26 protein-coding genes and 1 tRNA gene are annotated in these 26,557 nt (G+C 59.8%); 16 read left to right on the top strand and 11 right to left on the bottom strand.

Features of this window, described 5'->3' with window-relative positions; genetic code table 11:
• Positions 1 to 51: 51 nt before the first annotated feature.
• Together ACEN2R_RS17550 and ACEN2R_RS17545 are read right to left on the bottom strand one after the other, a co-directional pair.
• Positions 52 to 675 (bottom strand): TetR/AcrR family transcriptional regulator, encoded by a 624-nt coding sequence (locus tag ACEN2R_RS17550; protein ID WP_442043982.1) that lies wholly within the window; start codon positions 673 to 675, stop codon positions 52 to 54.
• 89 nt (positions 676 to 764) lie between these two features.
• Positions 765 to 950: a hypothetical protein gene (locus ACEN2R_RS17545; RefSeq protein WP_442043981.1), complete on the bottom strand. Its 186-nt coding sequence runs from the start codon at positions 948 to 950 to the stop codon at positions 765 to 767.
• A 166-nt stretch (positions 951 to 1,116) separates the two neighbouring features.
• Here ACEN2R_RS17545 and mbfA point away from each other — a divergent pair, with 166 nt between their 5' ends.
• From mbfA to ACEN2R_RS17510, 7 genes are read left to right on the top strand one after another with little or no spacing between them, the layout of a single operon-like run.
• Positions 1,117 to 2,094 carry an iron exporter MbfA gene (gene mbfA / locus ACEN2R_RS17540; RefSeq protein ID WP_442043980.1) on the top strand — a complete coding sequence of 326 codons (978 nt, stop codon included), beginning with the start codon at positions 1,117 to 1,119 and terminating at the stop codon, positions 2,092 to 2,094.
• A gap of 33 nt (positions 2,095 to 2,127) precedes the next feature.
• Positions 2,128 to 3,057 carry an AEC family transporter gene (locus tag ACEN2R_RS17535; protein ID WP_442043979.1) on the top strand — a complete coding sequence of 310 codons (930 nt, stop codon included), beginning with the start codon at positions 2,128 to 2,130 and terminating at the stop codon, positions 3,055 to 3,057.
• A gap of 58 nt (positions 3,058 to 3,115) precedes the next feature.
• Positions 3,116 to 3,946, top strand: a complete 831-nt coding sequence (gene fghA, locus ACEN2R_RS17530) for an S-formylglutathione hydrolase (RefSeq protein ID WP_442043978.1) — start codon at positions 3,116 to 3,118, stop codon at positions 3,944 to 3,946.
• Positions 3,943 to 4,413, top strand: a complete 471-nt coding sequence (locus ACEN2R_RS17525; protein WP_442043977.1) for a YaiI/YqxD family protein — start codon at positions 3,943 to 3,945, stop codon at positions 4,411 to 4,413. Before fghA ends, ACEN2R_RS17525 begins: the two co-directional genes overlap by 4 nt.
• On the top strand, positions 4,400 to 5,026 hold the full coding sequence (locus ACEN2R_RS17520; RefSeq protein ID WP_442043976.1) for an HAD family hydrolase: 627 nt from the start codon (positions 4,400 to 4,402) through the stop codon (positions 5,024 to 5,026). The genes ACEN2R_RS17525 and ACEN2R_RS17520 overlap by 14 nt, the downstream gene beginning before the upstream one ends.
• Positions 5,023 to 5,943, top strand: a complete 921-nt coding sequence (locus ACEN2R_RS17515) for an ornithine cyclodeaminase family protein (protein WP_442043975.1) — start codon at positions 5,023 to 5,025, stop codon at positions 5,941 to 5,943. The genes ACEN2R_RS17520 and ACEN2R_RS17515 overlap by 4 nt, the downstream gene beginning before the upstream one ends.
• Positions 5,944 to 5,990: 47 nt before the next feature.
• The gene (locus tag ACEN2R_RS17510) at positions 5,991 to 6,902 is read left to right on the top strand and encodes an alpha/beta fold hydrolase (RefSeq protein WP_442043974.1); all 912 of its coding nucleotides are present in this window, start codon (positions 5,991 to 5,993) and stop codon (positions 6,900 to 6,902) included.
• Positions 6,903 to 6,992: 90 nt separating this feature from the next.
• Here ACEN2R_RS17510 and ACEN2R_RS17505 read toward each other — a convergent pair whose 3' ends face one another.
• Positions 6,993 to 8,237, bottom strand: coding sequence for an MFS transporter (locus ACEN2R_RS17505; RefSeq protein WP_442043973.1), 1,245 nt, complete (start codon positions 8,235 to 8,237; stop codon positions 6,993 to 6,995).
• Between the two features lie 116 nt (positions 8,238 to 8,353).
• Here ACEN2R_RS17505 and zapE point away from each other — a divergent pair, with 116 nt between their 5' ends.
• On the top strand, positions 8,354 to 9,439 hold the full coding sequence (gene zapE / locus ACEN2R_RS17500) for a cell division protein ZapE (protein WP_442043972.1): 1,086 nt from the start codon (positions 8,354 to 8,356) through the stop codon (positions 9,437 to 9,439).
• Positions 9,440 to 9,558: 119 nt separating this feature from the next.
• Here the strand turns inward: zapE and ACEN2R_RS17495 are convergent, their stop codons facing one another.
• Both ACEN2R_RS17495 and ACEN2R_RS17490 read right to left on the bottom strand, forming a co-directional pair.
• Positions 9,559 to 10,698 carry a saccharopine dehydrogenase C-terminal domain-containing protein gene (locus tag ACEN2R_RS17495; RefSeq protein ID WP_442043971.1) on the bottom strand — a complete coding sequence of 380 codons (1,140 nt, stop codon included), beginning with the start codon at positions 10,696 to 10,698 and terminating at the stop codon, positions 9,559 to 9,561.
• Between the two features lie 12 nt (positions 10,699 to 10,710).
• A complete protein-coding gene (locus ACEN2R_RS17490) occupies positions 10,711 to 11,766 on the bottom strand; it encodes a saccharopine dehydrogenase (RefSeq protein ID WP_442043970.1) in 1,056 nt (351 codons plus the stop codon).
• Between the two features lie 177 nt (positions 11,767 to 11,943).
• Between ACEN2R_RS17490 and fdhF the strand changes: the two genes are divergently transcribed.
• On the top strand, positions 11,944 to 14,727 hold the full coding sequence (gene fdhF / locus ACEN2R_RS17485; RefSeq protein WP_442043969.1) for a formate dehydrogenase subunit alpha: 2,784 nt from the start codon (positions 11,944 to 11,946) through the stop codon (positions 14,725 to 14,727).
• Between the two features lie 128 nt (positions 14,728 to 14,855).
• Here the strand turns inward: fdhF and ykgO are convergent, their stop codons facing one another.
• Complete coding sequence (gene ykgO / locus ACEN2R_RS17480) at positions 14,856 to 14,981, bottom strand: type B 50S ribosomal protein L36 (protein WP_038074920.1); 126 nt, start codon at positions 14,979 to 14,981, stop codon at positions 14,856 to 14,858.
• A gap of 66 nt (positions 14,982 to 15,047) precedes the next feature.
• Positions 15,048 to 15,122, bottom strand: a tRNA-Val gene (locus ACEN2R_RS17475).
• A 149-nt stretch (positions 15,123 to 15,271) separates the two neighbouring features.
• Here ACEN2R_RS17475 and ACEN2R_RS17470 point away from each other — a divergent pair.
• The gene (locus ACEN2R_RS17470; protein WP_442043968.1) at positions 15,272 to 16,132 is read left to right on the top strand and encodes an N-formylglutamate amidohydrolase; all 861 of its coding nucleotides are present in this window, start codon (positions 15,272 to 15,274) and stop codon (positions 16,130 to 16,132) included.
• Here ACEN2R_RS17470 and ACEN2R_RS17465 read toward each other — a convergent pair whose 3' ends face one another.
• Complete coding sequence (locus ACEN2R_RS17465; protein WP_442043967.1) at positions 16,133 to 17,386, bottom strand: DNA polymerase IV; 1,254 nt, start codon at positions 17,384 to 17,386, stop codon at positions 16,133 to 16,135. It abuts the gene before it with no gap.
• A gap of 149 nt (positions 17,387 to 17,535) precedes the next feature.
• On the opposite strand from ACEN2R_RS17465, the gene ACEN2R_RS17460 reads away from it, so the two are divergent.
• Together ACEN2R_RS17460 and ACEN2R_RS17455 are read left to right on the top strand one after the other, a co-directional pair.
• Positions 17,536 to 18,429: an SPFH domain-containing protein gene (locus ACEN2R_RS17460; RefSeq protein ID WP_442043966.1), complete on the top strand. Its 894-nt coding sequence runs from the start codon at positions 17,536 to 17,538 to the stop codon at positions 18,427 to 18,429.
• Entirely contained in the window at positions 18,429 to 18,692 is a 264-nt protein-coding gene (locus ACEN2R_RS17455) for an NfeD family protein (RefSeq protein WP_442043965.1), read from the top strand. The genes ACEN2R_RS17460 and ACEN2R_RS17455 overlap by 1 nt, the downstream gene beginning before the upstream one ends.
• A 6-nt stretch (positions 18,693 to 18,698) precedes the next feature.
• Here the strand turns inward: ACEN2R_RS17455 and pyrF are convergent, their stop codons facing one another.
• Positions 18,699 to 19,394, bottom strand: a complete 696-nt coding sequence (gene pyrF / locus ACEN2R_RS17450) for an orotidine-5'-phosphate decarboxylase (protein WP_442043997.1) — start codon at positions 19,392 to 19,394, stop codon at positions 18,699 to 18,701.
• Between the two features lie 129 nt (positions 19,395 to 19,523).
• Here pyrF and ACEN2R_RS17445 point away from each other — a divergent pair, with 129 nt between their 5' ends.
• On the top strand, positions 19,524 to 20,297 hold the full coding sequence (locus ACEN2R_RS17445; protein WP_442043964.1) for a hypothetical protein: 774 nt from the start codon (positions 19,524 to 19,526) through the stop codon (positions 20,295 to 20,297).
• 252 nt (positions 20,298 to 20,549) lie between these two features.
• Entirely contained in the window at positions 20,550 to 23,162 is a 2,613-nt protein-coding gene (clpB, locus tag ACEN2R_RS17440) for an ATP-dependent chaperone ClpB (protein ID WP_442043963.1), read from the top strand.
• Between the two features lie 51 nt (positions 23,163 to 23,213).
• Here the strand turns inward: clpB and ACEN2R_RS17435 are convergent, their stop codons facing one another.
• Entirely contained in the window at positions 23,214 to 23,696 is a 483-nt protein-coding gene (locus ACEN2R_RS17435; RefSeq protein WP_442043962.1) for a fasciclin domain-containing protein, read from the bottom strand.
• A 195-nt stretch (positions 23,697 to 23,891) separates the two neighbouring features.
• Positions 23,892 to 24,338, bottom strand: a complete 447-nt coding sequence (locus ACEN2R_RS17430; protein WP_442043961.1) for a DUF302 domain-containing protein — start codon at positions 24,336 to 24,338, stop codon at positions 23,892 to 23,894.
• 236 nt (positions 24,339 to 24,574) lie between these two features.
• Here ACEN2R_RS17430 and msrP point away from each other — a divergent pair, with 236 nt between their 5' ends.
• Together msrP and msrQ are read left to right on the top strand one after the other, a co-directional pair.
• A complete protein-coding gene (gene msrP, locus ACEN2R_RS17425; protein ID WP_442043960.1) occupies positions 24,575 to 25,504 on the top strand; it encodes a protein-methionine-sulfoxide reductase catalytic subunit MsrP in 930 nt (309 codons plus the stop codon).
• On the top strand, positions 25,473 to 26,123 hold the full coding sequence (msrQ, locus tag ACEN2R_RS17420; protein WP_442043959.1) for a protein-methionine-sulfoxide reductase heme-binding subunit MsrQ: 651 nt from the start codon (positions 25,473 to 25,475) through the stop codon (positions 26,121 to 26,123). The genes msrP and msrQ overlap by 32 nt, the downstream gene beginning before the upstream one ends.
• Positions 26,124 to 26,557 lie beyond the last annotated feature (434 nt).

Genomic DNA, 26,557 nt, shown 5'->3' with positions numbered 1-26,557 from the left:
AGGACCGGTCTTCCGGTCCTTTCTTATTGGTGGAGTGAAGGTGGGCTTCGACTAGGGCGCCGCGCCGTACCGCGCCAGAAATGTTGATACTGCGCCGTCAATGACGCGGTCAATTTCGGATTGGGCAAAGGTGCTTTTCACACCGAAGATCACCTTTGGAAACAGGTCCGCCTTGCAAAGCTCGGCAAATTGATGCGCCGCCAAAGGCAGATCGTCTATCACCAGATCGCCGCGCAGGATGGCCTTTTCGAAATAGCCGGTCAGCGTGCTTTGCACCACGCAAGGACCGGAGTCGTAGAACTTGCGCCCCAAATCGGGAAACCGGTCTGATTCCGCCACGCAAATACGGAACATCTGCTGTCCAAAGTCCGACAGAAAAAACGTCAAAAGATGGCGCGCCGCCTCGCGTAGAACGGATGCCGGCCCTTTGGTCATGTCGATGGTTGCCACGGCAGTATCCGCCTGACGCTGACATTCTGTCGTCGCCACTTCCATGAACAACAGCCGCTTGTCGGGGAAGTAACTGTACAGCGTTGCCTTGGATACGCCCGCAGTTCGGGCGATATCGTCCACACTTGCGCCTTCGAAGCCGTCGGTCATAAAGACCTGACGCGCGCCTTCCAGCACCTGATCGAACTTGCGACCCTTCTTGATCTGAACCGGATCAGTGCCCATCAACATTCCCCCACTGAACCGAACTATAAACTGGACAGTTCAGTTACAGCAAGCCGCACGCGTCGGGCAGGGGACGCAATGCGGCCCACCTAGTTGCGCGGCGAAGGGCAGGTGCCGTTCAGGGTGGCGGGCCTTGTGCAAGTCTTGGTCGTGTCCGGTGTCGTGGGGGCCGGAAACGTCAGACTGGGAAGGGTGAAGATGATGCCGCCGGCGGCGGCAGGCAGGGTGGGCGCAATCAGGGCGATGGTGGCAAGGGCAAAAAGAACAGGTTTCATGTTTATCTCCATTCTGAACTGTTTGGTTTGGATAACTGAACAGATCGGTTTAGTTATGGCAAGTCAAAAGTGAACTGATCGGTTCAGTTTTTGTTGCGACATCTTCTCACTTGAATTGCGCCCTCGATCCAATATCTTAGAACCATTCTAATTTAGGAGATGTTCGATGATCCCCGGTGTTTCGAACCGCCGCAGGTTTTCCGACTTGTCAGAGCAGGAAATTATTGCCCTCGCCATTTCGTCCGAAGAGGACGACAGCCGCATTTACCAAAGCTATGCAGAAATGCTGCGCGCCGAATTTCCCGCATCTGCCAAGATATTCGACGGCATGGCGGACGAAGAAAACGAACACCGCCGCCGCCTGATTGATCTGCACACCGCGCGTTTCGGCAACGTCATTCCCCTGATCCGCCGCGAACATGTGTCGGGGTTCTACGCCCGGCGCCCGATCTGGCTGGTCGAGAATTTGGGGATAGAGCGTATCCGCGACGAGGCGGAAATGATGGAGCGCGATGCGGCCGCCTTTTATCAGCGCGCCGCTGCAAGCACCAAGGATGCCTCGACGCGCAAGCTATTGGGCGACCTGGCTGCGGCAGAGCAGGGCCACACAGAACTGGCCGGAGAGTTGACCGACTCGCATCTGCCGGAAGATGAAAAGGACCGCGAAGACAGAGTCGCGCATCGTCAGTTCATTCTGACATGGGTGCAGCCCGGATTGGCCGGATTGATGGATGGTTCCGTATCCACCCTTGCTCCGATCTTCGCCACGGCCTTTGCAACGCAAGACACATGGACGACCTTTCTTGTTGGTCTGGCCGCATCAGTGGGTGCCGGTATATCTATGGGCTTTACCGAAGCCGCCCATGACGATGGTGTCATTTCCGGCCGCGGTTCACCGATTAAACGCGGCTTTGCATCGGGCATCATGACAACCGTTGGTGGCCTTGGTCATGCCTTGCCCTACCTGATTACGGATTTCTGGACCGCGACGACAATCGCTATCATCGTCGTGTTTGTCGAACTCTGGGCCATTGCGTGGATCCAGAACAGGTTCATGCAAACGCCGTTCTTGCGGGCCGCGTTTCAGGTGGTTCTGGGCGGCGCGCTGGTGTTTGCAGCCGGTGTGCTGATCGGTGGCGGCTAGCATCGGCAAAAAGAGCGTGCTAAGTCAGGATCAATGCTGGCAATTTTCCTGAAAACACTTCCCTTTTTCGCATTGATCGGCCTGGGATACTGGGCCGGGCGGACTAAGTTTTTCACTGCCGAGGCGACCGCCTATCTGACCAAGTTCGTCTTTTACTTTGCCCTGTCCGCCATGCTGTTCCGGTTCGCCGCCAACCTGTCTTTGGCAGAGGTGCTGGATTGGCCCTTTGTCGGGGCATATTTGTGCGGCACCGCCCTGATCTACGCGCTTGCCACGTCTGTTGCGCTTTACCGCAGGATCGGGCTTGAACAGGCTGCAGTCGAGGCGCAGACCGCTGTGATCGGCAATGTCGGCTTTCTGGGCGTGCCCATGTTGATCCTGTTGCTTGGGGAAAATGCGGTGGGGGCCGTGATGCTGGTTCTGGCCGTTGATCTGATCGTGTTCGGCAGCCTTATTGTTATCCTGATCACCGGCAGTCGCGACGGGCGAATGACAACCGGCGTGCTGCGTACGGTCGGCGTTGGTCTGCTGAAGAACCCGATGATTGTCTCGATCGTTCTGGGGCTTGTATGGTCGGGCCTGCAAATTCCCATTCCGGGGCCGATGAACGAATTTCTTGGTATTCTGGGGGCCGCCGCGACCCCCGGTGCCCTTTTCGCGATCGGTGCCTCGCTGGCCACAAAATCGGCGGAGCGGCTTACGGTTGCGGGCTGGTTGTCGTTCTGCAAGCTGGTTCTGCACCCCGCTGCAGTTGCGGTTTTCCTGCTGCTGGTGTTCACGGTCGATCCCTATTCCGCCGGGGTGATGATTGCGGCCGCGTCCCTTCCGGTTGCGGGCAATGTCTACATTCTTGCGCAGCACTACGGTGTCGCGCCACAGCGCGTGTCGGCATCTATCCTGATCTCGACCGCCTTCAGTATTTTCACGGTGTCCGCCGTGATTGCCTGGGTCACACAGCTCTGATTGCTGGACCTGTAGGCCGGGCTGCGTTAGCCCTTTTCCAAGCGATTAGGAGAGCATGATGAAAACCGTTTCTGAAAACACCTGCTTTGACGGGACGCAGGGCGTCTACACACATAGGTCCGATGCCTGCGCCTGCGATATGACCTTTGGCCTGTTCCTGCCCGAAGCGGCACAGCAGGGGCCCGTTCCGGTCCTATGGTATTTGTCCGGCCTGACCTGCACCCACGAGAACGCCATGGTCAAAGCCGGCGCGCAGGGTTGGGCGGCAACGCACGGGATCGCGCTGATCTTTCCCGACACATCGCCGCGCGGCGAAGGCGTGGCAAACGACGAGGCCTATGATCTGGGTCAGGGCGCCGGTTTCTACGTCAACGCAACGCAGAACCCGTGGACGCCGCATTTCCAGATGTGGGACTATATCACACACGAGCTGACGAACCTGATCAACGCGGAATTCGCGGTGGATATGACCCGTCAGGGCATCACCGGTCATTCCATGGGCGGGCATGGCGCGCTGACGATGGCGATGAACCTGCCGGGGCGTTTCAGGTCGGTCTCGGCCTTTGCACCTATCGCGCATCCGACCACCTCTGACTGGGGGCGCAAGCAACTGACGGCCTATCTGGGCGCGGACGAGGCGAAATGGGCCCCCCATGACGCAACGCTATTGATGCGCGAAAAGGGCTTTGACGGGCCGGTCCTGATTGATCAGGGCACCAACGACCAGTTCCTTGACCTGCTGAAGCCAGAGGCACTGGCAGAGGCGATTGCAGCGCGGCGCCAGCAGGCGACCTTCCGAATGCAGCCAGGCTATGACCACAGCTATTTCTTTGTGCAAACCTTCATCGAAGACCACATCGCGTTCCACGCGAACGCGCTTTACGCATGACGCGGATCTTCATTGATGCGGATGCCTGTCCGGTCAAGGACGAGGCGGAAAAGGTCGCCACCCGCAACAAGGTGACGATGTTTCTGGTGTCGAACGGGGGGCTGCGCCCGTCGGCCAATCCGCTGGTCGAGATGATCTATGTGCCGGATGGCCCCGACGTTGCCGATATGTGGATCGCGGATCGCGCGGTGCGGGGCGACGTCGTGGTGACGGGCGATATCCCTCTGGCTGCTAAATGCGTCGAGGCCGGTGCGCGCGTGATCCAGCACAATGGCGAGGTCTTTACGCCCGCGAATATCGGTATCCGCCTTGCGACGCGTGACCTTATGGCAGACCTGCGCGCCGCCGACCCTTTTCGTCAAGGCAGCGGCAAAGGCTTTACAAAAGCCGACCGCTCGCGCTTTCTGGATGTGTTGGAGCGGCAGGTTCAGGCCGCGATGAAGGAAGTGCCGCATGACCAGAATTGAAGCCGTCGTGTATGACATCGGGAATGTGCTGATCGAATGGCAGCCAGAGCGGTTCTACGACATGGCCATTGGCGAAGACCGCCGCCGCGCGATGTTCGAAGCGGTCGATCTTCACGCCATGAACGACCTTGTGGACAAGGGCCAGCCGTGGCGCGAAACCGTCTATGCGATGGCAGATAAAACACCCGAATTCAGGGCCGAAATTCGTATGTGGCACGACAACTGGATCGAGATGGCAAGCCCTGCAATACCGTGGTCCGTCGGCCTGCTACGCCGCCTGCGCCGCAAGGGGATACCGGTTTTCGCCCTGTCCAATTTCGGCGTCGAAAGCTTTGCCTATGCGGAAACGCAATATGAATTCCTGTCCGAATTCGACCGCCGTTATATCAGCGGTCATATGGAAATGATAAAACCGTCCAACCGGATTTACGAAATGGTCGAGGAAGACAGCGGTCTGGACCCCGATACTTTGTTGTTCACCGATGACCGTGCCGAGAACATCAAGGCCGCGCATGCGCGTGGTTGGAACACACATCTTTTTGAAGGCCCCGAGGGTTGGGCGCATGCCCTGGTCAAACACGGGCTTCTTACGAAAGTCGAGGCGGGCCTATGACATTCGAGATCATCAGTTTCAAAGACGGCGATACGTTGCTGGACTGGTCGGCGCTGACCGATGCCATTGCGGCGGGACATAACCTGCCGAAAGCCAAGATCGCCGATACGTTCCTGTACCGGACGCCCGACACCCTGTTGTCGCGGTCCGCATGGATCGACGGCATGGGGCTTGCGGTGAAATCCGCAACGATTTTCCCGAAAAACCCGGAACAAGGCAAGCCCATGGTCAATGGCGCGGTCAGCCTGTTTTCCGATGGAACCGGAGAGCTGGACGCGCTGGTCGATTTCCACCTTGTGACCAAGTGGAAGACCGCCGGAGACAGCCTTTTGGGCGCCAGACGTCTGGCGCGCCCTGACAGCCGGCTGATTCTGATCGTCGGGGCAGGCACGGTCGGGCGGAACCTGCGGTCGGCGTATGGCAGCGCGTTTCCGGATGCGCGTTTCCTGATCTGGAATCGGTCGCCCAAGGCGGCAGAAGAGTTCGCCGCATCCTTTCCTGACACCACCGTTGCCCCCGATCTGGAGGCCGCTGTGCGCGCAGCGGATATCGTGACAAGTGCAACGATGTCGACGGAGCCGTTGATCAAGGGCAGCTGGCTGCACGCGGGCCAGCACATTGACCTGATCGGTGCCTATCGCCCCGACATGCGCGAAGCCGACGACGAGGTGCTGCGCCGCGCGCGGATTTTCGTCGACAGTTTTGACACGACGATCGGGCATATCGGAGAGCTGAAAATCCCGCTTTCCGAGGGCGTGATCTCTCGCGGTGATGTGCTGTGCGACTACTACGATTTGCCGTCGGGGCGTTTCGCGCGGACCAGCGCGGACGAGATCACTCTGTTCAAGAACGGTGGCGGCGCCCACCTGGATCTGATGACGGCCAAATATATCCTACACGCCTGGACTGCGCGATGATCCGGTTCCGAAAGTGCCAGTGCGGTCTGATCTGGAAGACATAGATCATGTGGTGGATCATCCTTTGTGTCGCAACGCTGGTCGCCCTGCCATTTGTGGCAGAGTGGCGGCGTTGGCCGATGAACAGTGCTGCAAGAAATACTGCCTCCGGTCAGTTTATTGAACTTTCGCAGGGGGTTACCCACTATCAGTGGCACGGGCCGGTGCGTGGACCTGTGGCCGTCTGCATTCACGGCCTGTCGACGCCCGGCTTTGTCTGGGATGGAATTGTCGGCGGTCTGGCGCTGTGCGGATTCAGGGTTTTGACGTACGATCTTTATGGGCGTGGATTTTCAGATCGCCCCAGGGGAGTCCAAGACCGCGCGTTCTTTCTGAAACAACTTGGCGACTTGCTGACGGAGTTGGGGATCGAGGACGATATCACGGTTGTCGGCTATTCGATGGGGGGCAGCATCGCCACCTGTTTTGCCGCCGAACAGTTGCACCGTATCCGCCGCCTGATCCTGATCGCCCCCGCCGGTCTGGTTTTCAACGCCAGCCGCTTTGCCCATTTCACGACGCATACGCCGATTGTGGGCGACTGGGTGATGAGAGTGTTCGGCGGGCTGTATTTGTGGCGGGGAAAACTGTCGAAGGCGGGCGTTGACCCCGAGCGGCTTTTGCAGATGGCGGATGAAAGCCGGACGCGGGGGTATCTTGATGCGGTTCTGTCCAGCCAGCGTCATTTCCTTGAACGTGACCTGACCGAAGATCATCGGATGATTTCGCGGGCGGGCATACCCGTTCTTGCGATTTGGGGCACAGAGGATGCCGTGATTCCGATCAGCGCCATGGGCAAGTTGGCAGAAGTGAACCGCGAAGCGCATCAGGTCGCGATAAAAGGCGCCGATCATTGGGTGCCGCAAACACACCCGCAGGCGGTTATCGAGGCCATCCAGCAGTTCGTGCGCGAGCTTTGACCACATAGACGCGCGTTCCGCGCGACGTCTTTTTCTCACATCCTTCGGATGTTCGGTGTTTTGAGTATTTGGACCGAGAAGAACCGCAGATCAGGCAGGGACAAGGCGGGACGGCGCATTTTCGCGTATCGGCAAGTGAATGATCGCACTGAACGCACCGATGCCGACGCCGATCCACCAGACCATCGTATAGCTGCCATACATGTCGTAAAGCCGCCCGCCCAGCCAGACGCCCATGAAGCTACCAAGCTGGTGACTGAAAAAGACGATGCCATAAAGCGTGCCCATATAACGCAGGCCGTAGAGATGGGCGACGAGGCCCGAGGTTAACGGGACAGTTGCAAGCCACAATGACCCCATGCCGAGCGAGAACAACAAGACTGTCGTCGGGGTCATCGGAGCGAGAATGAACAGCGCTGATATGATCGTGCGGCCCGCGTATATGCCGGCGAGCAGGTATTTCTTGGAATATCGCCTTCCCAGCCAGCCGGACAGGATTGCGCCGACGATGTTCGCCAGCCCGATCACCGAGATTGCGATGGCACCAAGGGCGGATGTTGTGGTGACCCCGAACGAGGCCAGCATGCCGGACGGATCGATTGCCCCGCACATTTCTGTCACGAAGGCCGGAAAATGGGCGGTGATGAAGCCAAGCTGGTAGCCGCAGGAAAAGAAGCCAAGGAAGATCAGGATGTAACTTGGGTCGCGGAAGGCGCGGACCAGGATTTCGCTGATCGTTTCTTCCAGTTCCGCCTTTGACGCGGAGTCCGGCGCGCGCATCAAGGGCAGCGCCAGAAGGGAAAGCAGGATCACCGCCGCGAAAACAAGGAAGACGGATTGCCATGGCATATACCCAAGGAGCCAGGCGGCCGCAGGTGCGCCGAAGACTTGGCCTGCGGATCCGGCAGCCGTTGCAATGCCCAATGCCAGAGAGCGGTTTTCGGCGCTGGCGGCACGGCCAACCACGGCCAGGATCACCCCGAACCCTGTTCCGGCGATCCCGAATCCGACGAGGATTTCCAGCAGCTGATGTTGACCGGGCGTGACCGCGTAGGACGACAGAACCAGACCCGCGGCATAGAAAAGCGCACCGGCGACAATGGCCCGCCTATCGCCGAATTTTTCAGCGATTGCGCCGAATATCGGCTGCCCGATCCCCCAAGCCAGATTCTGGATCGCAATGGCAAACGAAAAGTCCGAACGCAGCCAGCCATATTCGGCGGCGATGGGGATCTGGAAAACCCCGAAGGATGCGCGCACGGCAAAGCCGAGCATGATGATAATGCATCCGCCAATGAGGACGGGGGTGAAAAGGGGCGCGCGCGTTTCTGTCATGGGGCTACTCTTTGATGCTGCGCGACGCTCTGTGATTTCAACGGCGGGGTCAATACGGTTCTGCCCGAATGACACTTCATCTTTCCTTATTCTTCACAGGGTTTTATGGATCGGTAATGAGTGAAACTTTACCCCATATCTATGCGACTCTTGTGGCGGACGGCTCTTTGATCGCAGATCCGGCGCAAGAGGATGCCCTGCCAGCCTTGGAAGCCATTCGCGCCCAGCTGGAGGCCACATCTGCAAGGCGGCGCGGGCTGTTGGGCGGGTTGTTCGCCAAGGCCCCGGAGGCCCCCAAAGGCCTGTATCTGTGGGGCGGGGTCGGGCGCGGCAAATCCATGCTGATGGATCTGTTTTTTGCCTCTGTCGATATAGACCGCAAGCGGCGCGTTCATTTTCATGCGTTCATGCAGGAAATTCAGGGTGCCCTGCATGAGGCGCGCAAAGGTCAGGTCGAAGATGCGATCCAGCCCGTCGCCGCCAAGATCATCGCCGAGGCCCGTTTGTTGTGTTTCGACGAAATGCAGATCACCGATATCGCCGATGCGATGATCGTCGGGCGTTTGTTCGAGGCGTTGTTCAAGGCGGGTGTTGTGGTGGTGACGACGTCGAACCGTGTGCCGGACGACCTGTATAAGGACGGGTTGAACCGCACGATTTTTCTGCCGTTCATCGAGCTTTTGAAACAACGCATGGTGGTGCGCGAGCTGGTTAGCCCGCGCGACTACAGGCAGGACCGGATGGCGGGGTCCGCCACATATTTCACCCCGATCAACGCCGAGGCGCGCAGCAAGATCGAAGAGGTCTGGCAACGGTTGTCGGGTGGTAAGGCCGGTCCGCTGCAGCTTGTCGTCAAGGGGCGTGAAGTGGTTCTGCCTGCCTTTCACAACGGTGTTGCACGGGCCAAGTTCTGGGATCTTTGCGGGAAACCGCTGGGTGCTGCGGATTATCTGGCATTGACGGAGGCGGTGCGGGTTCTGGTGTTGGAGGACGTGCCGCAACTGGGGCGCAGCAACTTTAACGAAGCGAAGCGGTTCGTCACGCTGATCGATACGCTTTATGAAGCGAAAACGCAGCTTGTGTGTTCCGCGCAGGCCTCGCCGGAGATGTTGTATATGGAGGGCGAAGGGACGTTCGAGTTCGAACGCACCGCCAGCCGGCTGCGTGAGATGCAAAGCGAAGGCTGGGGTGTTTCCGGTTAGCCGAGGGGGCGCGATGCCGAGCCCGAAGGCCTGCGTTCCTCGCATGCGCGTTCGACCCCTTATGAAGCCCCGTGCCAAGCGGGGCAGGGGGCTTCTGGCTATTTAGAGAACAAAGAAAATCAGAGGTGGTCCACGATCTGAAGATGTTGGGCGAGCGTTCCGACGGTATCCATCCAGCGCTTGACGAGTTTTGAATCGCTTGGGGCTGCTGATACTCCAACGGGGATCTCGCGGTTCATCACGGCCTCGACGGCGAGGGCCACGGGAACTGAAACGAGGCGGGCCATTGCGGTGCCGCGTGCGTCGCCCCATGCGTCCATCACGTAGGTCTTATGATAGACGGGCACGCCGTCTTTTTCGGCAGTCAACGCGACGCACATGATCACGCGGTCCGGTTCATCTTTGTCATAGGAATTGTCGCGCCAGAACTGGTCGGACATTTCTTTCAGGCGCGCATCGCCGGTCGCGCCGGACAGTGTTTCTATTTCGCGGAACACAGGCGCCCACGCATCGGACCAGCCGTTCAGGCGCATTGTGCCGCGAACGAAATCGCGGATCTTCCACGCGGGATCGAATTTGTAGTCGTCGATGAAGGGCAGCGAGTCGCGGTTCGGATAGACCTCGAATGTCTCGGGTTGCGGCAGCGGGGCGCTGTAGCTGCTGATCGCATCCCAAGGGCGGGCGACAGCCAGTTCCGAGAAATTGCGGATGGATTTTGATGGGGACCGCAACGCCTTGAGAACTCCAAGCGGGGACCAGCTGAATTTATAGCGAAACGCGTTCGGGATTTTCGGGACGCCGCCGCAGTAGCTGATGAAGGACAGATCGTTCGCAGGATCATAGGCATCGGAGGCGCGATAATCCGAAACCAGCCAATGCGCCATGACGTGGTCGATGCCGGGATCAAGGCCGACCTCGTTCACAAGAGCAACGCCCGCGTCCCGTGCTGCCGCATCAAGGGCGCGCATTTCCGGTGCGATATAGCTGGAGGAAACGAAGTTGGCACCTTTCTTGATGCAGAGTTCAGCCAGAGGCACATGGTAGTCGGCCGGAAGCATTGATACGACAATGTCGCCTTTTTCCGTTGCCGCGCTGATGGCGTCCATGTCGAAGGCGCGGATGTTGTCGGTCAGGTCTCCGACGGCCTCGATGGCCTTTGCGGTGGTTCGGTTCCAGACCGTGACGGGATGACCCGCCTCGATCAGGCGCCGAAGGCCGGGAATTGCAGAAAGTCCGGTGCCGCACCAATGAATGGTCATGATCTGTCTCCCCTAGGTATTCTGGATGTGCTGGTCGAAGGTCGCTTTTGCGCGGCCCCATACGCCTGTGTCCAAGCTGCCCAAGGTCAGAAGCGAGGGCAATAGCTGTTCTGCGTAATCCTCGGAGGATTCAACCGGAAGCATGGATGGCAGGTTGTCGATAGCCGTGACATCGAGCGGTGGCGCGTCATGGACCCGAAGCGCGGGTTCTGCCCAAGTGGTGGTCCGGTCGTAGACCTTGACCGGAGAGAAGTCGCTGTCGGGATCGCAGGCGATATCGCCGATGACGGTCAGTTTGCGCGGGTCTGTTTTGGCGCTTGCCGGCACGAAAACCGGTGTGCCGGGTCGGGCAAGGATGCAATTCAGAAACAGATCGTGCTGCAATACTTCGGGGAAGGGGCCGCCGCTTGCCGTTTCGGCCATGTCCCATTTGGTGACCTTGACGCCAAGGGCGGTGCACAAGTCTGCGGCGCCGGTGCCCACGCGCCCCAAGGCGCCGATCACGATGGCTGTCGGGCGGTGGCTGCCAATCTGGTCCAACTCTGCCTGAAGCTCGTCCAGCAGGGCGGTCTTGCTGCTGTAGGCGCCGACCGGTCCTGCGATTTCGTGCCGTTGCTGGGCGGCCCAGCATTTCATCGAGACTGCGGCGCCTGCGAACCCTGCCCAGTATCCAAAGGCGGCGACGCGGCGACCGTCGGTGTTCACCAGATATTCCAGATCATACATCGTGCCGCCACCCGCCTTGAACCTGGCCAGCAACCGCTGGCCCGCCGGCTGGCCTTTGTAGGCGTGACCAAACAGGATATGGCGATGTGGAAGGGGGGTGCCGTCCTCTGGCAATTCCTTCAGCCCGAAGATGATGGCATCGGCGGGGGCGTCCGGCCACGTGTTCTCGGGGGCGATTTCGCATCCGGCATTCCTGTAGCCTTGCAGGGGGATCGCGCGGACAGAGCTTTGCTCTACCGTGACCCGAATGCCCTTGGCGATCAGCGCGCGGGCGCCTTCGGGGGTCAGCCCGACCCGTTCCTCGTTTGCCCGTTGTTCGGCCCGAACCCAAAGATGCGTCATCATATGCTCCGTCTTGATGTGCCCTTGGTCTAGGCCATCCTGAATTCATTGCCAATGCACCGCGTTTTGGGGCGGATCGGAAACAGCGCGGCGTAAATGAGCGAGGGCAAGTCGCGGATAGGAGTCTGCAACACCGTTGCGCATGGTCTAAACTGGCATCAACAGGGAGACGCGCGCATGTCCGAGACAATTCGCTTTACGCTTGATGGCCAGATGGTTGAAACCAATGGCGAGGAGACGATCTGGGAGATCGCCAAGCGCGAAGGCACCCGCATTCCGCATTTGTGCCACAAGGATCAGGTCGGATACCGCAGCGACGGCAACTGCCGCGCCTGTATGGTCGAGATCGACGGCGAGCGGACGTTGGCTGCGTCTTGCGTGCGGGTTCCGACCGACGGCATGGTCGTCAGCACGGACACCAGCCGTGCAAAAACCGCCCGCAGAATGGTGATGGAGATGCTGGTCGCGGATCAGCCCGCGCCAGAGGTGGCCCATGACAAATCCAGCCATCTTTGGGATATGGCGGCAGAGCAGGGCGTCACCACCAGCCGCCTGCCAAAGCTGGAACAGGCCCGCATTCCGCTGCTGGACGCGTCCCATATCGCGATGAGCGTTTCGCTGGATGCGTGCATCCAATGCGGGCTTTGCGTGCGGGCCTGCCGCGAGGTTCAGGTGAATGACGTGATCGGCATGGCGGGGCGCGGGCATGATGCCTATCCGGTGTTCGATATGTCTGACCCGATGGGCGACAGCAGCTGTGTGGCCTGCGGAGAATGCGTTCAGGCCTGCCCGACGGGTGCGCTGATGCCTGCCAGCGTTGTGGACGGGGCATTGGTCGGCGACAGCAAGGATTTCGACACCGAGGTTGCCAGCGTCTGCCCGTTCTGCGGCGTCGGGTGTCAGGTCAGCCTGAAGGTCAAAGACGGCAAGATCAAATATGTCGAGGGCATCAACGGCCCCGCAAACGAGGGGCGCCTTTGCGTCAAGGGCCGGTTCGGGTTCGACTATATCCACCACCCGCACCGCCTGACCAAGCCGATGATCCGCCGCGAGGATGCGCCGGAGAAGGGGCTGAACGTGGATCCGAACAACCCCTGGACCCATTTCCGCGAGGCGACATGGGAAGAGGCGCTGGATGTTGCAGCCCGCGGGCTTAGCGATCTGCGGTCGTATTACGGTGGCAAATCGGTGGCGGGGTTCGGGTCTGCCAAATGCTCCAACGAAGAGGCCTATCTGTTCCAGAAGCTGATTCGCCAGGGGTTCAAGCACAACAACGTCGATCACTGCACGCGGCTGTGCCATGCGTCCTCGGTTGCCGCGTTGATGGAAAACGTCGGTAGCGGCGCTGTGACGGCCTCGTTCAACGAAATTCAGAATGCCGATGTGGCGATCGTGATCGGGGCCAACCCGACCGAGAACCACCCCGTCGCCGCCACCTATTTCAAGCAGTTCACCAAGCGCGGCGGCAAGCTGGTCATCATGGACCCGCGCGGCACCGCGATGAAACGTCATGCGGAATATATGCTTCAGTTCCGGCCCGGCACCGATGTCGCCCTGCTGAACTCGATCATGCATGTGATCGTCGAGGAAAAGCTGTACGACCGGCAATATATCGAGGGCTTCACCGAAGGTTTCTTTGAATTCCGCGACCATATCCGTGCCTTTCCGCCGGAGCGCATGGCAGAGCTGTGCGGGGTCGAGGCCGAGACGATCCGCGAGGTGGCCCGTCTGTATGCCGGCGCGACCTCGGCGATGATTTTCTGGGGCATGGGCGTCAGCCAGCATATCCACGGCACAGACAACGCCCGCTGCCTGATCGCGCTGGCGCTGCTGTGCGGTCAGATCGGGCGACCGGGCACGGGGCTTCACCCTTTGCGCGGTCAGAACAACGTGCAGGGCGCATCTGACGCGGGTTTGATCCCGCAGGTTCTGCCGGATTATCAGCCGGTAACGGACGTCGAGGTGCGCGAGCTGTTCCGGCACATCTGGAAAGGCACCGAAATTCAGGCGCAACCGGGGCTGACCGTGGTCGAGATCATCGACGCGATGTACCGTGGAGAGATCAAGGGCATGTATATCATGGGCGAAAATCCTGCGATGTCCGACCCCGATGTGGAACATGCCCGCAAATCACTGGCCCAGCTGGACCATCTTGTGGTGCAGGATATCTTCCTGACAGAGACCGCCAATTTTGCCGACGTGATTCTGCCCGCCTCTGCCTTGCCAGAGAAAACCGGGACGGTGACCAACACGAACCGTCAGGTGCAGATGGCCCGCAAGGCGATCAACCCGCCGGGTCAGGCGCGCGAGGATTGGCGGATCATCGTCGATATGGCGCGGCGTCTGGGTCTTGATTGGGACTATGACGGTCCGCGCAGCGTGTTCGACGAGATGAAGATGTCGATGCGGTCCTTGCATCACATCACCTGGAACCGTCTGGAAACCGAAGGGGCCGTGCAATACCCATGTCTGTCGCCCGAGGATCCGGGGCAGTCTGTTGTGTTTGGCGACGGTTTTCCGCGCCGTGCGGGGCGCGCCATGTTCACCCCCGCCCGCGTGACGCCCCCCGCCGAGGTGCCCGACGAGCGCTTCCCGATGATCCTGACCACGGGGCGGCAACTGGAACACTGGCACACCGGGTCGATGACGCGCCGCGCGACGGTGTTGGACGCGGTGGAGCCCGAGGCGAACTGTTCGCTGCACCCCGCGACCCTGCGTAAGCTGGGGGTAGAGCCGGGCGGCATGCTGCGCCTGACCACGCGGCGCGGATCAATCGAGGTGATGGCCCGCGCCGACCGTGCGGTGGCCGAAGACATGGTGTTCATGCCCTTCGCCTTTGTCGAGGCATCGGCCAACGTCCTGACCAACCCCGCGCTAGATCCGTTCGGCAAGATCCCGGAGTTCAAGTATTCGGCGGTGCGGGTGGAAAAGGTCGAGGCCGAGACTGTGCCCGCTGAATAAATGCAGCAAAAAGGGTGTCGGCCCATGTGGTTGACACCCCTAGGCCTCCGCACATTTAGGTCCCAAAACAAGAAAACGCCGCCAAGGTTTTGCAACCCGGCGGCGTTTTCTTGTTCAAGAGCGGTATCTTAGCCCTGACGAGCTTTGAAGCGCTTTTGCGTCTTGTTGATCACGTAGACGCGGCCCTTACGGCGCACGACTTGGCAGTCGCGATGACGCTGCTTGAGCGAGCGGAGCGAGTTTCTGACCTTCATGGGTCTTCTCCTGTTTCGCGGCGCGCGGCGCGCCTAGGTTAAAATTCGGTTCCCCGAAGGGACATATGGTGGGCACTACTGGGTTCGAACCAGTGACCCCTTCGATGTCAACGAAGTGCTCTACCACTGAGCTAAGCGCCCATATGACCTAAACAAACCAGCGAAAACACGGTTTAGTGCCCGCCGCTGGTCGGCGTTGGTGGACGGTCTATAAAAGGAGTCGAAGAAGTGTTCAAGGGGTTTTGGTAACTTCGGAAATTCGTTTATATATTTGTCATAGAGGAGACCACATGGGCAAGCCCGCTTTCCACCTTCATCTGCCAGCCGAGCGCACGACAAGCGTGGTCTTTGCATCGCCTCATAGCGGGCGGGACTATGCGTGGTCTTTCATGATGAAGTCGGTTCTGGATGAGCGGTCGATCCGGTCATCCGAGGATGCATTCGTGGATATACTGTTCGCGGATGCGCCCGGTTTCGGTGCGCCGTTGCTGGTCGCGACGGCGCCGCGCGCCTTTATAGATATGAACCGCGGGGCGGAAGAGCTTGATCCGGCGCTGATCGAAGGCGTCAGGAAAATTGCACATAATCCGCGTGTTGCCTCGGGTCTTGGGGTGATTCCTCGCGTTGTGTCGAACGGGCGCGCGATCTATCGCGGCAAGCTGCCCATGAAGGAGGCCGAGGCCCGGATCGCGACGCATTGGCAGCCCTACCATGACACCCTGCAAAAGCTGCTGGACGAAAGTCATGCGCAATTCGGCGAGGCGATTTTGCTGGACTGTCATTCGATGCCGCACGAGGCTCTCGAGAGCATCAGCCAGTTCGGGGTTCCGCGTGCCGAGGTGGTGATCGGCGACCGATTCGGCGCGGCGGCGGGTGAGGCAATCGTCGACAGGGTTGAAAGCGCTTTCCTGAATGCCGGTCTTAGGGTCGTCCGGAACGCACCCTTTGCCGGGGCCTATATCACGCAGCACTACGGTCGTCCGTCACGTCGTCAGCACGCGATCCAGATTGAAATCGACCGGTCGCTTTATATGAACGAGCAATTGATTCGCCCGAACGGGAACTTTTCAGGTTTCAAAAAGCTGATCGGTCAGGTGATCTCAGAGATCACCGAAGCGGGGCGTAAGACTGTTCCGCTGGCGGCGGAATGATCAACGCAGCGACCGGCCCTTCACAATCGCATCCGCCCCGAATTTCTGCCTGATCTGGTCTGCTGCCCGCTCTGCCCGGGCGCGTTTTGTGGCGTCAGGGTCCAGCAGGTCGCCGGACATGTCCACACCGGTGGCAGCGCTCAGGTCGGTAATGCCGACGCCGATCAATCGGTAGGGGCCTTTGTTGCCCACTTGGTCGAACAGCTCTCTTGCGGTGCGGTAGATGCGGTCGGCGATCTGGGTGGTGTCGTGCAGGCTGTGGCGACGGGTGATCAGCGAGAAATCCGAGCGTTTGAGTTTCAGAACCACGACCCGACCTGCCAGATCGCGGGCCTTGGCGCGGTCCGATACCTGTTCGGCAAGCCGCCACAGATGGCCGTCCAGAATGCCCGCATCAGCGGTATCGTCGTTGAAGGTGGTTTCCTTCGAGATGCTTTTCACGGGCGCATTGGCAGAGACGCGCCGCGTGTCCTGCCCGCGGGCCAGATGCCAAAGACGTTCACCCATAGAGCCGAACCGTGCGTGCAAATCCTTGCGGTCCCAGCGCAGAAGGTCGGCAAAGGTGCGAATGCCGGCGGCGTCCAGGCTGGACTGCATCGCGGCACCGACGCCCCAGATCATCCGCACGGGCTTGTTCAAAAGGAAGGCTTCCGTCTCGGCCTTGCCGATCACGGCAAAGCCGCGCGGTTTGTCCAGATCGGATGCGATTTTTGCCAGAAATTTGTTGTGTGACAGACCGATAGACCCCGACAGGCCCAGTTCGGTCTGCATCCGCTTGATCAGGCGGGCCAGCATGACAGCGGGCGGTGCGCCGTGCAGCTTGGCGGTTCCGGTCAGGTCGATGAACGCCTCGTCCAGCGACAGCGGCTCGATCGAGGGAGATAGCGCGTCCATCATGGCGCGGATCGCGCGGGAGGCATCGACATAGGCGTCCATGCGGGGCTTTACGACGACGGCCTCGGGGCAGAGCGCAAGCGCCTTGAACATTGGCATGGCCGACCGCACGCCCTTGATCCGCGCGATGTAACACGCAGTGGACACCACGCCGCGCCGACCGCCGCCGATGATCACGGGCCTGTCGGCCAGCTCGGGATTGTCGCGTTTTTCGACCGAGGCATAGAAGGCGTCGCAATCCATATGGGCGATCGTCAGATCGAAAAGTTCGGGATGCGATAGCACCCGTGGACTGCGGCAAGAGGGACAGCGGGCGCCTGTGTCAAACTGGGTCAGGCAATCACGGCAAAGGGCGGGCATAGCGCAAAATACGCCTGAAATTGGCAATGCACAATCCATGCACAGCCCATGTACATGACATGCAGAAAGTTTTGCGCAGCGCAGGTTGCGCTTTCCTAGGGGAATACTTGTCCGCATAGTACGCGCGGACACACACAAGGAGCCGAACCATGCCGGTCGAAGACACTTTGGGTCAATTCATCGGACAGAACATTGTTCTGGTCTTTATCGCGGCCTTTATAATTCTGTGCATCTTTCTGGGGGTGCGGATCGTGCCGCAATCCGAGAAATTTGTTGTGGAACGTTTTGGCCGGTTGCGGGCGGTGCTTGGGCCCGGAATCAACTTTATCGTGCCGTTTCTGGACCGGGTGCGGCACAGGATTTCCATTCTGGAACGCCAGTTGCCGACGGCGAAGCAGGACGCGATCACAGCCGACAACGTTCTGGTGCAGGTCGATACTTCGGTGTTTTACCGGATCATCGAGCCGGAAAAGACGGTCTACCGTATTCGCGATGTGGATGCGGCAATTGCAACGACGGTTGCGGGGATCGTCCGGTCAGAGATCGGCGCGATGGAACTGGACGATGTGCAGTCGAACCGCAACCAGCTGACCACGCGGATCAAGCAATCGGTCGAGGCGGTTGTCGATGACTGGGGCATCGAGGTGACGCGGGCCGAATTGCTGGATGTGAACCTTGACCAGCAGACCCGCAACGCGATGTTGCAACAGCTGAATGCCGAACGGGCACGGCGGGCGCAGGTGACAGAGGCCGAAGGCACAAAGCGCGCGGTCGAGCTGAACGCCGATGCAGAGCTTTACGCCGCCGAACAGGGGGCCAAGGCGCGCCGCGTGCAGGCTGATGCCGAAGCCTATGCAACAAGTGTTGTGGCGCAGGCGATCAAGGAAAACGGGATCGAGGCGGCGCAATATCAGGTTGCGCTGAAACAGGTCGAGGCGCTGGTGGCGGTCGGCAAGGGCGCGGGGAAGCAGACGATTTTGTTGCCGACCAATGTTCTTGATGCCTTTGGCGATGCGTTCAAGCTGCTGAAAGGTCGGTCGTGATGTGGTCGCTTTGGTGGGTGTGGATGGTTGCGGGCATCGGGCTTGCAATACTGGAGGTGATTGCGCCCGCGTTTGTCCTGCTTGGGTTTTCGATCGGGGCGCTGGCGATCGGGTTGATGCAGCTTGTCGGGCTGGTCTTTGACCTGCCGCTGACGCTGGTGATTTTTGCGATTATTTCGTTGGGATGCTGGTTGGCGCTGCGCAAGATTTTCGGGGTGCGGCATGGCAACCCGAAAATCTGGCACAAGGACGTCAACGACTAGGGCGCGTCAGGCGCCCGCAAGTTCGGCAAGCACCATTTGCGCGGCATTGCGCGGATCGGCGGCCTGCCAGATCGGGCGACCGACGACGATATGGTCAACCCCGTCGCGGATGGCCTGCGCCGGTGTGGCCACCCGTTTTTGATCATTGAACGCGGCTCCTGCGGGCCGGACGCCCGGTGTGACGATCAGCTTTCCTTTTGCTTCTGGCAGGGCGCGGATCAGCGCGGCCTCTTGCGGGCTGGCGATGACACCGTCGGCGCCCGCCATCAGCGCGTTGGCGGCGCGTTCCAGAACAAGGCTCTGGATGTCACCGGACTTTATCAGGCTGGCGTCCAGATCGGCACGGTCCAGCGAGGTCAGAATGGTGACCGCAAGGATTTTCGTGTTTTTCGCCCCGCGCCCTTCGGCGGCGGCGCGGACGACGTGGGGGTCACCGTGGACGGTCAGGAAATCAAGGTCATACTGGACCAGCCCGCGCACGGCCGCCTCTACCGTTGCGCCGATGTCGAACAGTTTCATGTCAAGGAAGATGCGCTTGCCGTGCTCTTCCTTCAGCTCGTTCGCGAGGGCGAGACCGCCGCCGGTCAGCATGCCCAGGCCGATTTTATAGAACGATACGGCGTCGCCGATCTGTTCGGCCAGGGCCAGGCCTTCGAGTGCGTTTGCAACGTCGAGGGCAACGATCAGGCGGTCATCGGGCATGGTCATGGGGGGCTCCTGTTTGCGGGTTTTCTGTCTGTAACGCCCCAGATGCAGCCCGGCAAGCGGCGAGCCGGTTGACTTGCCCCTGCGGATTGGCGTCCATGGGCGAAAGCAGGGCAAAGGTGCGATATGCAGATCAACATTACCTACGAGCGCCCCGAGGAGGGGCCCGCATCCGGACCGATTACGGTCGGCTGGTTTCGCACCACGGACAAGGGCGGGGTTTTATACGACGCGCCGGAGCGCCTTGCGTCGCGCGAGACGAACAAGGGGCATGCGAAGTCGGCATCGCGGTGCCCTGCACTGATCAATATGGAAAGCCGGTATTTTGTGATCAAAAGCCCGATTGACTTGACGCTTGGCTTTACCCGCGATGAAAAAGGCGTGCCACGGCTGGTCAATCGCGCTGGTGCGGGGTCGGCTGTGCGGTCAAGCAAGCTGGCCGATATGCTGACTCTGGTAGGCGAGGCAGAGTGGCGCTATCCTGACCGGCCGACGGTGCAGCTTAAGCTGCCTTATGTGTTTATCGCCGACGAGCCGGTGTATCTGACCCAGATCGCGGCCTTCGCGCATTACCGCAAGACGCCGTTGCCCGGCACGATCTTTGGCGGGCGGTTCCCGATCGACATCTGGCCGCGCCCGCTGATGTGGGCATTCGAGTGGCACGAGCCGGAAAAGGACATTGTGCTGAAGCGCGGCGAGCCGTTGTTCTATGTGCAGTTCGAAGGGGGGGCGCCGGACCGTCCGGTTTCGGTTGTCGAGGCAGAGCGCACGGCCGAGCTGGACGCCTATTGCGAGCATATCTCCGGCGTTGTGAACTACGTCAATCAGACCTTCTCGTTGTTCAAGGCGGCAGAGGCGGCGCGACCGAAAGTTCTGGTGACACCGCGGAAGCGGGGCTGAGGCCAGTCGTTCGGCGGCGACGCTGCCTGCGCCTTTATTGATCCTTGTTGATCGACGTCATTACCGGACCGCGCGAAACCCCTTACAGCAAGAACTGCGGGTCATCTGCCTGCGGTCCGCTTTTGGCCGCAAGATGTGGCGTGCAGGTCTTGAACGGCCCGTGGTCACTCGCCATTTCGGGTAGGAGGCCCGAAAGGATGCGTGCCGCTTCAGGGCGTGTCCGGTCAGGGCGCTTTAAACAGGAGACGAACGATGGACATGGAAAAGTTCACAGAGCGGTCGCGCGGATTTATTCAGGCCGCACAGACCATTGCGATGCGCGAAAACCATCAGCGATTGGTGCCCGAGCATTTGTTGAAAGCCTTGATGGACGACGATCAGGGGCTTGCCAGCAACCTGATCAAGGCGGCGGGCGGATCGGCCCAGCGGGTGCTGGAGGCTGTTGATCTGGCGATGACCAAGATCCCGAAGGTGACCGGCGACGCGGGGCAGGTTTATCTAGACACCCAGACGGCCAAGGTTCTGGACGAGGCCGAAAAGCTGGCGAAAAAGGCGGGTGACAGCTTTGTTCCGGTGGAACGCATTCTGACGGCGCTGGCGCTGGTGAAATCCAAGGCCAAAGAGGCGCTGGAGGCGGGCGCGGTGACGGCGCAGGGCCTGAACTCTGCCATCAATGATGTGCGCAAGGGACGGACGGCGGATACCGCATCGGCCGAAGAAGGCTATGACGCGCTGAAGAAATATGCGCGTGACCTGACGCAGGCCGCCGAAGAGGGCAAGATCGACCCGATCATCGGGCGCGATGAAGAAATTCGCCGCACGATGCAGGTTCTGTCGCGCCGGACCAAGAACAACCCCGTTCTGATCGGGGAACCCGGTGTGGGCAAGACCGCGATTGCCGAGGGCCTTGCCCTGCGGATCATCAATGGCGACGTGCCCGAAAGCCTGCGCAACAAGCGGTTGATGGCGCTGGACATGGGGTCGCTGATTGCGGGCGCGAAGTATCGCGGAGAGTTCGAGGAGCGGCTGAAGGCGGTTCTGTCTGAAGTCACGACCGCCGCGGGCGAGATCATTCTGTTCATCGACGAGATGCACACCCTTGTAGGGGCCGGAAAAGCCGATGGCGCGATGGATGCGTCGAACCTGCTGAAGCCGGCGCTTGCGCGCGGTGAACTGCATTGCGTCGGCGCCACCACGCTGGACGAATACCGCAAGTATGTGGAAAAAGACGCGGCTTTGGCGCGCCGATTCCAGCCTGTGATGGTCGAGGAGCCGACGGTCGAGGATACGGTTTCGATCCTGCGCGGCATCAAGGAAAAATATGAGATGCACCACGGGGTGCGGATTGCCGATGCGGCGCTGGTGGCGGCGGCGACGTTGTCGCACCGCTATATCACCGACCGGTTCCTGCCGGACAAGGCGATCGACCTGATGGACGAGGCCGCCAGCCGGTTGCGGATGGAAGTGGACAGCAAGCCCGAAGAGCTGGACACGCTGGACCGCGATATCCTGCAAAAGCAGATCGAGGCAGAGGCCCTGAAGAAAGAGGATGACGCGGCATCGAAGGCGCGGCTGGAGAAGATCGAAAAAGAGCTGGGCGATTTGATGGAGAAGTCTGACGCGATGACGGCGCAGTGGCAGGCAGAGCGCGACAAGCTGGAATCAGCCCGCGGCCTGAAAGAGCAGTTGGACCGTGCCCGCGCCGATCTGGATCAGGCCAAGCGCGAAGGCAATCTGGCGAAGGCGGGAGAGCTGTCTTATGGCGTTATTCCGCAGCTGGAAAAGCAGCTGGTCGAGGCGGAGAGCCGCGACGACATGATGGTGGAAGAGGCCGTGCGGCCAGAGCAGATCGCGCAGGTGGTCGAGCGCTGGACGGGTATTCCGACATCGAAGATGCTGGAAGGCGACCGTGAAAAGCTGTTGCGGATGGAAGAGGCCATCGGCAAACGCGTGATCGGCCAGAGGCAGGCGGTCAAGGCGGTTGCCAATTCGGTGCGCCGCGCACGGGCCGGTCTGAACGACGAGGGGCGGCCACTGGGCAGCTTCCTGTTCCTTGGGCCGACGGGCGTCGGCAAGACAGAGCTGACAAAGGCGGTGGCCGAGTTCCTGTTCGACGACGAGAATGCGATGGTTCGCATTGATATGTCCGAGTTCATGGAAAAACACGCGGTCAGCCGGTTGATCGGCGCGCCTCCGGGGTATGTCGGCTATGAAGAGGGCGGCGTTCTGACCGAGGCGGTGCGGCGCAGACCCTATCAGGTTGTGCTGTTCGACGAGGTGGAAAAGGCGCACCCCGATGTGTTCAACGTGCTGTTGCAGGTGCTGGACGACGGTATCCTGACCGATGGTCAGGGGCGGCGTGTGGATTTCAAGCAGACGCTGATCGTGCTGACCAGCAACCTTGGGGCGCAGTCCCTAAGCATGTTGCCCGATGGTGCTGATGCGTCGGAGGCCAAGCGCGATGTGATGGACGCAGTGCGGGCGCATTTCCGGCCCGAGTTCCTGAACCGTCTGGACGAAACGATCATCTTTGACCGTCTGGCCCGCGAGGATATGGGCGGGATCGTCGATATTCAGTTGGGGCTGCTGCAAAAGCGGCTTGTTTCGCGCAATATCACGCTGGACCTGTCGCCTGCGGCCAAGGCATGGCTGGCGGACGAGGGGTATGACCCTGTGTTCGGGGCGCGCCCGTTGAAGCGGGTGATCCAGCGGTCGATCCAGGACCAGTTGGCAGAGATGCTGCTGGCGGGGGATGTGCTGGATGGCGATACCGTGACGATTGACGCGGGGCCGGATGGGCTGCTTGTCGGGGACAGGGTGTCTGCGACGCGGCGGCCCAAGCCCGAAGTCGCGGTCGTTCACTAGAAGAAACGGGGGCAAAGCCTGGCTTTGCCCCCGGATACGGTCGGGGTGGTCTTACATTGCCGGGATGATCACCGCGTCGATGACATGGATCACGCCGTTTGATGCTTCGATGTCGGCGGTCGTGACGTTGGCGTCGTTCACCTTGACGCCGCCTTCGGTCATGATGGTCAGATCCGCGCCCTCAACGGTGGGCGCCATCATGCCGTTGGTCAGATCGGTGGACATCACCTTGCCCGGAACAACGTGGTAGGTCAGGATCTTGACCAGCTGGTCCTTGTTCTCTGGCTTCAGCAAGTTTTCGACTGTGCCCTCTGGCAATGCGGCAAAGGCCGCGTCGGTGGGGGCGAACACGGTGAACGGGCCTTCGCCTTTCAGGGTGTCCACCAGTCCGGCGGCCTGAACTGCGGCGACCAAAGTGGTGAAAGACCCTGCATCAATGGCCGTGTCGACGATGTCTTTGGAATGGCCTGCGGAAAAGGCAGGGGTCGCAAGCAAGGTTGCTGCGGTGATCGAAAGGAAAGTTCTGCGGAACATAGTAGGTCTCCCGATTGAAAGATGCTGTCCGGTATCGAACAGTGTCCTTGTTACGCGGAAATCGGGATGTTGGATGAGCGGGGATTTCCGCCGATCGGATTTGACAAAACCACTGCGCGACCTAAGCCGCACAGCTTTGCGTTTTCCAATAAAATAACGGTGATCAATGGTGATCCGGCGTGAGCGATCCAGCCGTTATTCCGTGCCCGACGCCTCGCGCGCGATGCTGTCGATCAGCGCCTCGACCTCTTTCATCGGGCCATCAGGATAGGGGCGGTAGCCCACCGTGACAACATCGGGCTTATCAGGGGTCTGCATGACGAAAATATCGTAGGGGCAGTATTGAATATTGGCGAGGTCGGCCTCCATCACCTTGCGGGACAGCGCGGCAGAGCAAAAGCTGAACACATCGGCCTTTGTGAACAGCACAACATCCGACCCGACATCGGAGCGGGTGCGTTCCAGCATATCGCCGACATGGCTGATGCTGTCGATCACCAGACCCTTGCCGACAATGGCATTCTCTAGCGCGAAAACCACGTCTTCGAACGCGTCGTTCGACTCATACCCGACAAAGGGCTCGGCAGTGGCCTGCGTCGCGACCAAAGCCGCAGCGACGACCGTCATGCGAAACATATTCATTATGTGTCCTCCCCTGGTTGATGCGGGATGCATCGTTTGATGCTGATTTTAATGAAACCCCGCTACGGGGCATTGATCAAGGTCAAATCGGGGAATGCGCGTAATTCGGGGAAGCCTGCGCCGTGAAAGGGGGGCATTACGTTACAGTGGGTAAACGTCTTCGTGAGATGAGTTGGTTTTGTTTTTCAATGACGCCCCGCTAGGTCAATGTTCACCCAAATGCTGGAGGCACTTTTATGACCTATCGTTTCAAGACCGACCTTAAGTGGTCTGACGTGACACCCAAATCGGCGTTTCTGAACCGCCGTTCCTTTATGGCAAGTGCCGGGGCTGCGGCGCTTGGGTCTATTGCAGGGCCGGCGCTGGCGCGCATCATGACGGTGCCAAGCCAGTATTCGACCGATGCGGCCCCCAATACGCTGGAAGAGATCACGACCTATAACAACTATTACGAGTTCGGCACCGGCAAAGACGAACCAGCCCGCTATGCAAAGGCATTGGTGACCGATCCGTGGAGCGTGACGATCGACGGTCTTGTGGATAACCCCGGCACGTTCTCTTTGGACGATCTGGTGTCGGGCATGACGATAGAGGAACGCATCTACCGGTTCCGCTGTGTCGAGGCCTGGTCGATGGTGATCCCGTGGAACGGCTTTCAGTTGTCCGCGCTGTTGGATAAGGCGGGCGTTCAGTCCGGCGCGAAATACGTGTCATTCGAGACGGTGGTTCAACCCGAAAATATGATCGGTGTCCAACGCGGCGTGCTGGACTTTCCGTATCGCGAGGGCCTGCGCCTGGACGAGGCGATGAACCCGCTGACCATTCTGGCAACCGGCGTTTATAACGAGCCGTTGGCGAACCAGTCGGGCGCACCGATCCGGTTGGTGGTGCCATGGAAATACGGTTTCAAGTCGATCAAGTCGATTGTGCGGATCACCCTGACCGACACGCAGCCCTATACGACATGGAAAGCCATCAATCAGCGCGAATACGGTTTCTATAGTAATGTGAACCCGAATGTGGACCATCCAAGGTGGAGCCAGGCGTCAGAGCGCCGGATCGGTGCGGGCCTTTTCGCAGGCCGCGAGGATACGCTGATGTTCAACGGCTACGGCGACGAGGTGGCAAGCCTTTATGCCGATATGGATCTGCTGGAGAATTACTAGGGTGTCGATCAGTCAGGCCGTCAACGGCAGGCTTCGCAAGGTTCCGGTCTGGCCTCTCTATATACTTGGGGCTTTGCCGGGGGTCTGGCTTTTCTATTCGGCGGTGTCGGGAATGAGCGGCCCTGATCCGATCCGCCCGTTGGAACGGGGTCTTGGACTGTATGGCTTGCAGTTCCTGATTGCAGGGCTGGCGGTAACGCCCCTGCGCAAATATGCGGGCGTGAACCTGATCAAATTCCGCCGTGCGATCGGCCTGGTCGCGTTCTTCTATATTGTCGTGCATCTGGCGGTCTGGATCGGGCTGGATATGGGGCTGCGCTGGGGGCAGATGTGGGCCGACATCCTGAAACGACCCTATATCACCATCGGCATGGTCGGCTTTGTCGCATTGGTGCCGCTGGCCGTGACCTCGAACAACCGCTCTGTGCGAAAACTGGGTGCGGCGCTGTGGCAGCGGATACATAAGCTGACGTATTTCGTGGGAGCCGCAGGGGTCGTCCATTTCGTTATGGTGCAAAAGGTCTGGGAGGCCGAGCCGCTGATCTATAGCGCGGTCGTTCTGGGTCTTCTGGCGACGCGATTGAAATGGCCCCCCCGCCGAGTCGTGGCGCGGCCCTAGCATATGTCGGAATTCGGCCGGTTTCGGGGGCATATGCGATGTTGAGTTGGTCGGCTTGCTCCTGAATGGGGGATTAAAGCAAAGATACGCCGGGCGACCCTGTGCATAACTTCAATATGTTGTGGTGACCTATGGTAGCGCTACTAATTATATTGCGCCGCAGGGTGTGTTCCTTTGCATTTGTTTGCCTAAATCCATGTAATCACACAAGAAATAAGTTTTATGCATGTTTTATGACGAAGGGTGAAAAAAGCACTTGCGGGTTTTGGTCACTCAGCCTAGAACCCCTCTCAACGGCGACGCAGACGAGACTGCGGTGCTGGGACGCCAGAGGGTCTTACGAGATTTGATGGTATGGAACGAACATCTAGAGGTAGTTGATCTGTTGCGCTAATGATTTGCGCTTCGGTTTTTTATTGTCTCTTTGCTCTTTG

Source organism: Pseudogemmobacter sp. W21_MBD1_M6, from assembly GCF_052119585.1.
Classification (GTDB): Bacteria; Pseudomonadota; Alphaproteobacteria; order Rhodobacterales; family Rhodobacteraceae; genus JBGQOJ01.
Note: the sequence above shows the minus strand (reverse complement) of the source record. Positions and strands in the feature narration are given on the sequence as shown.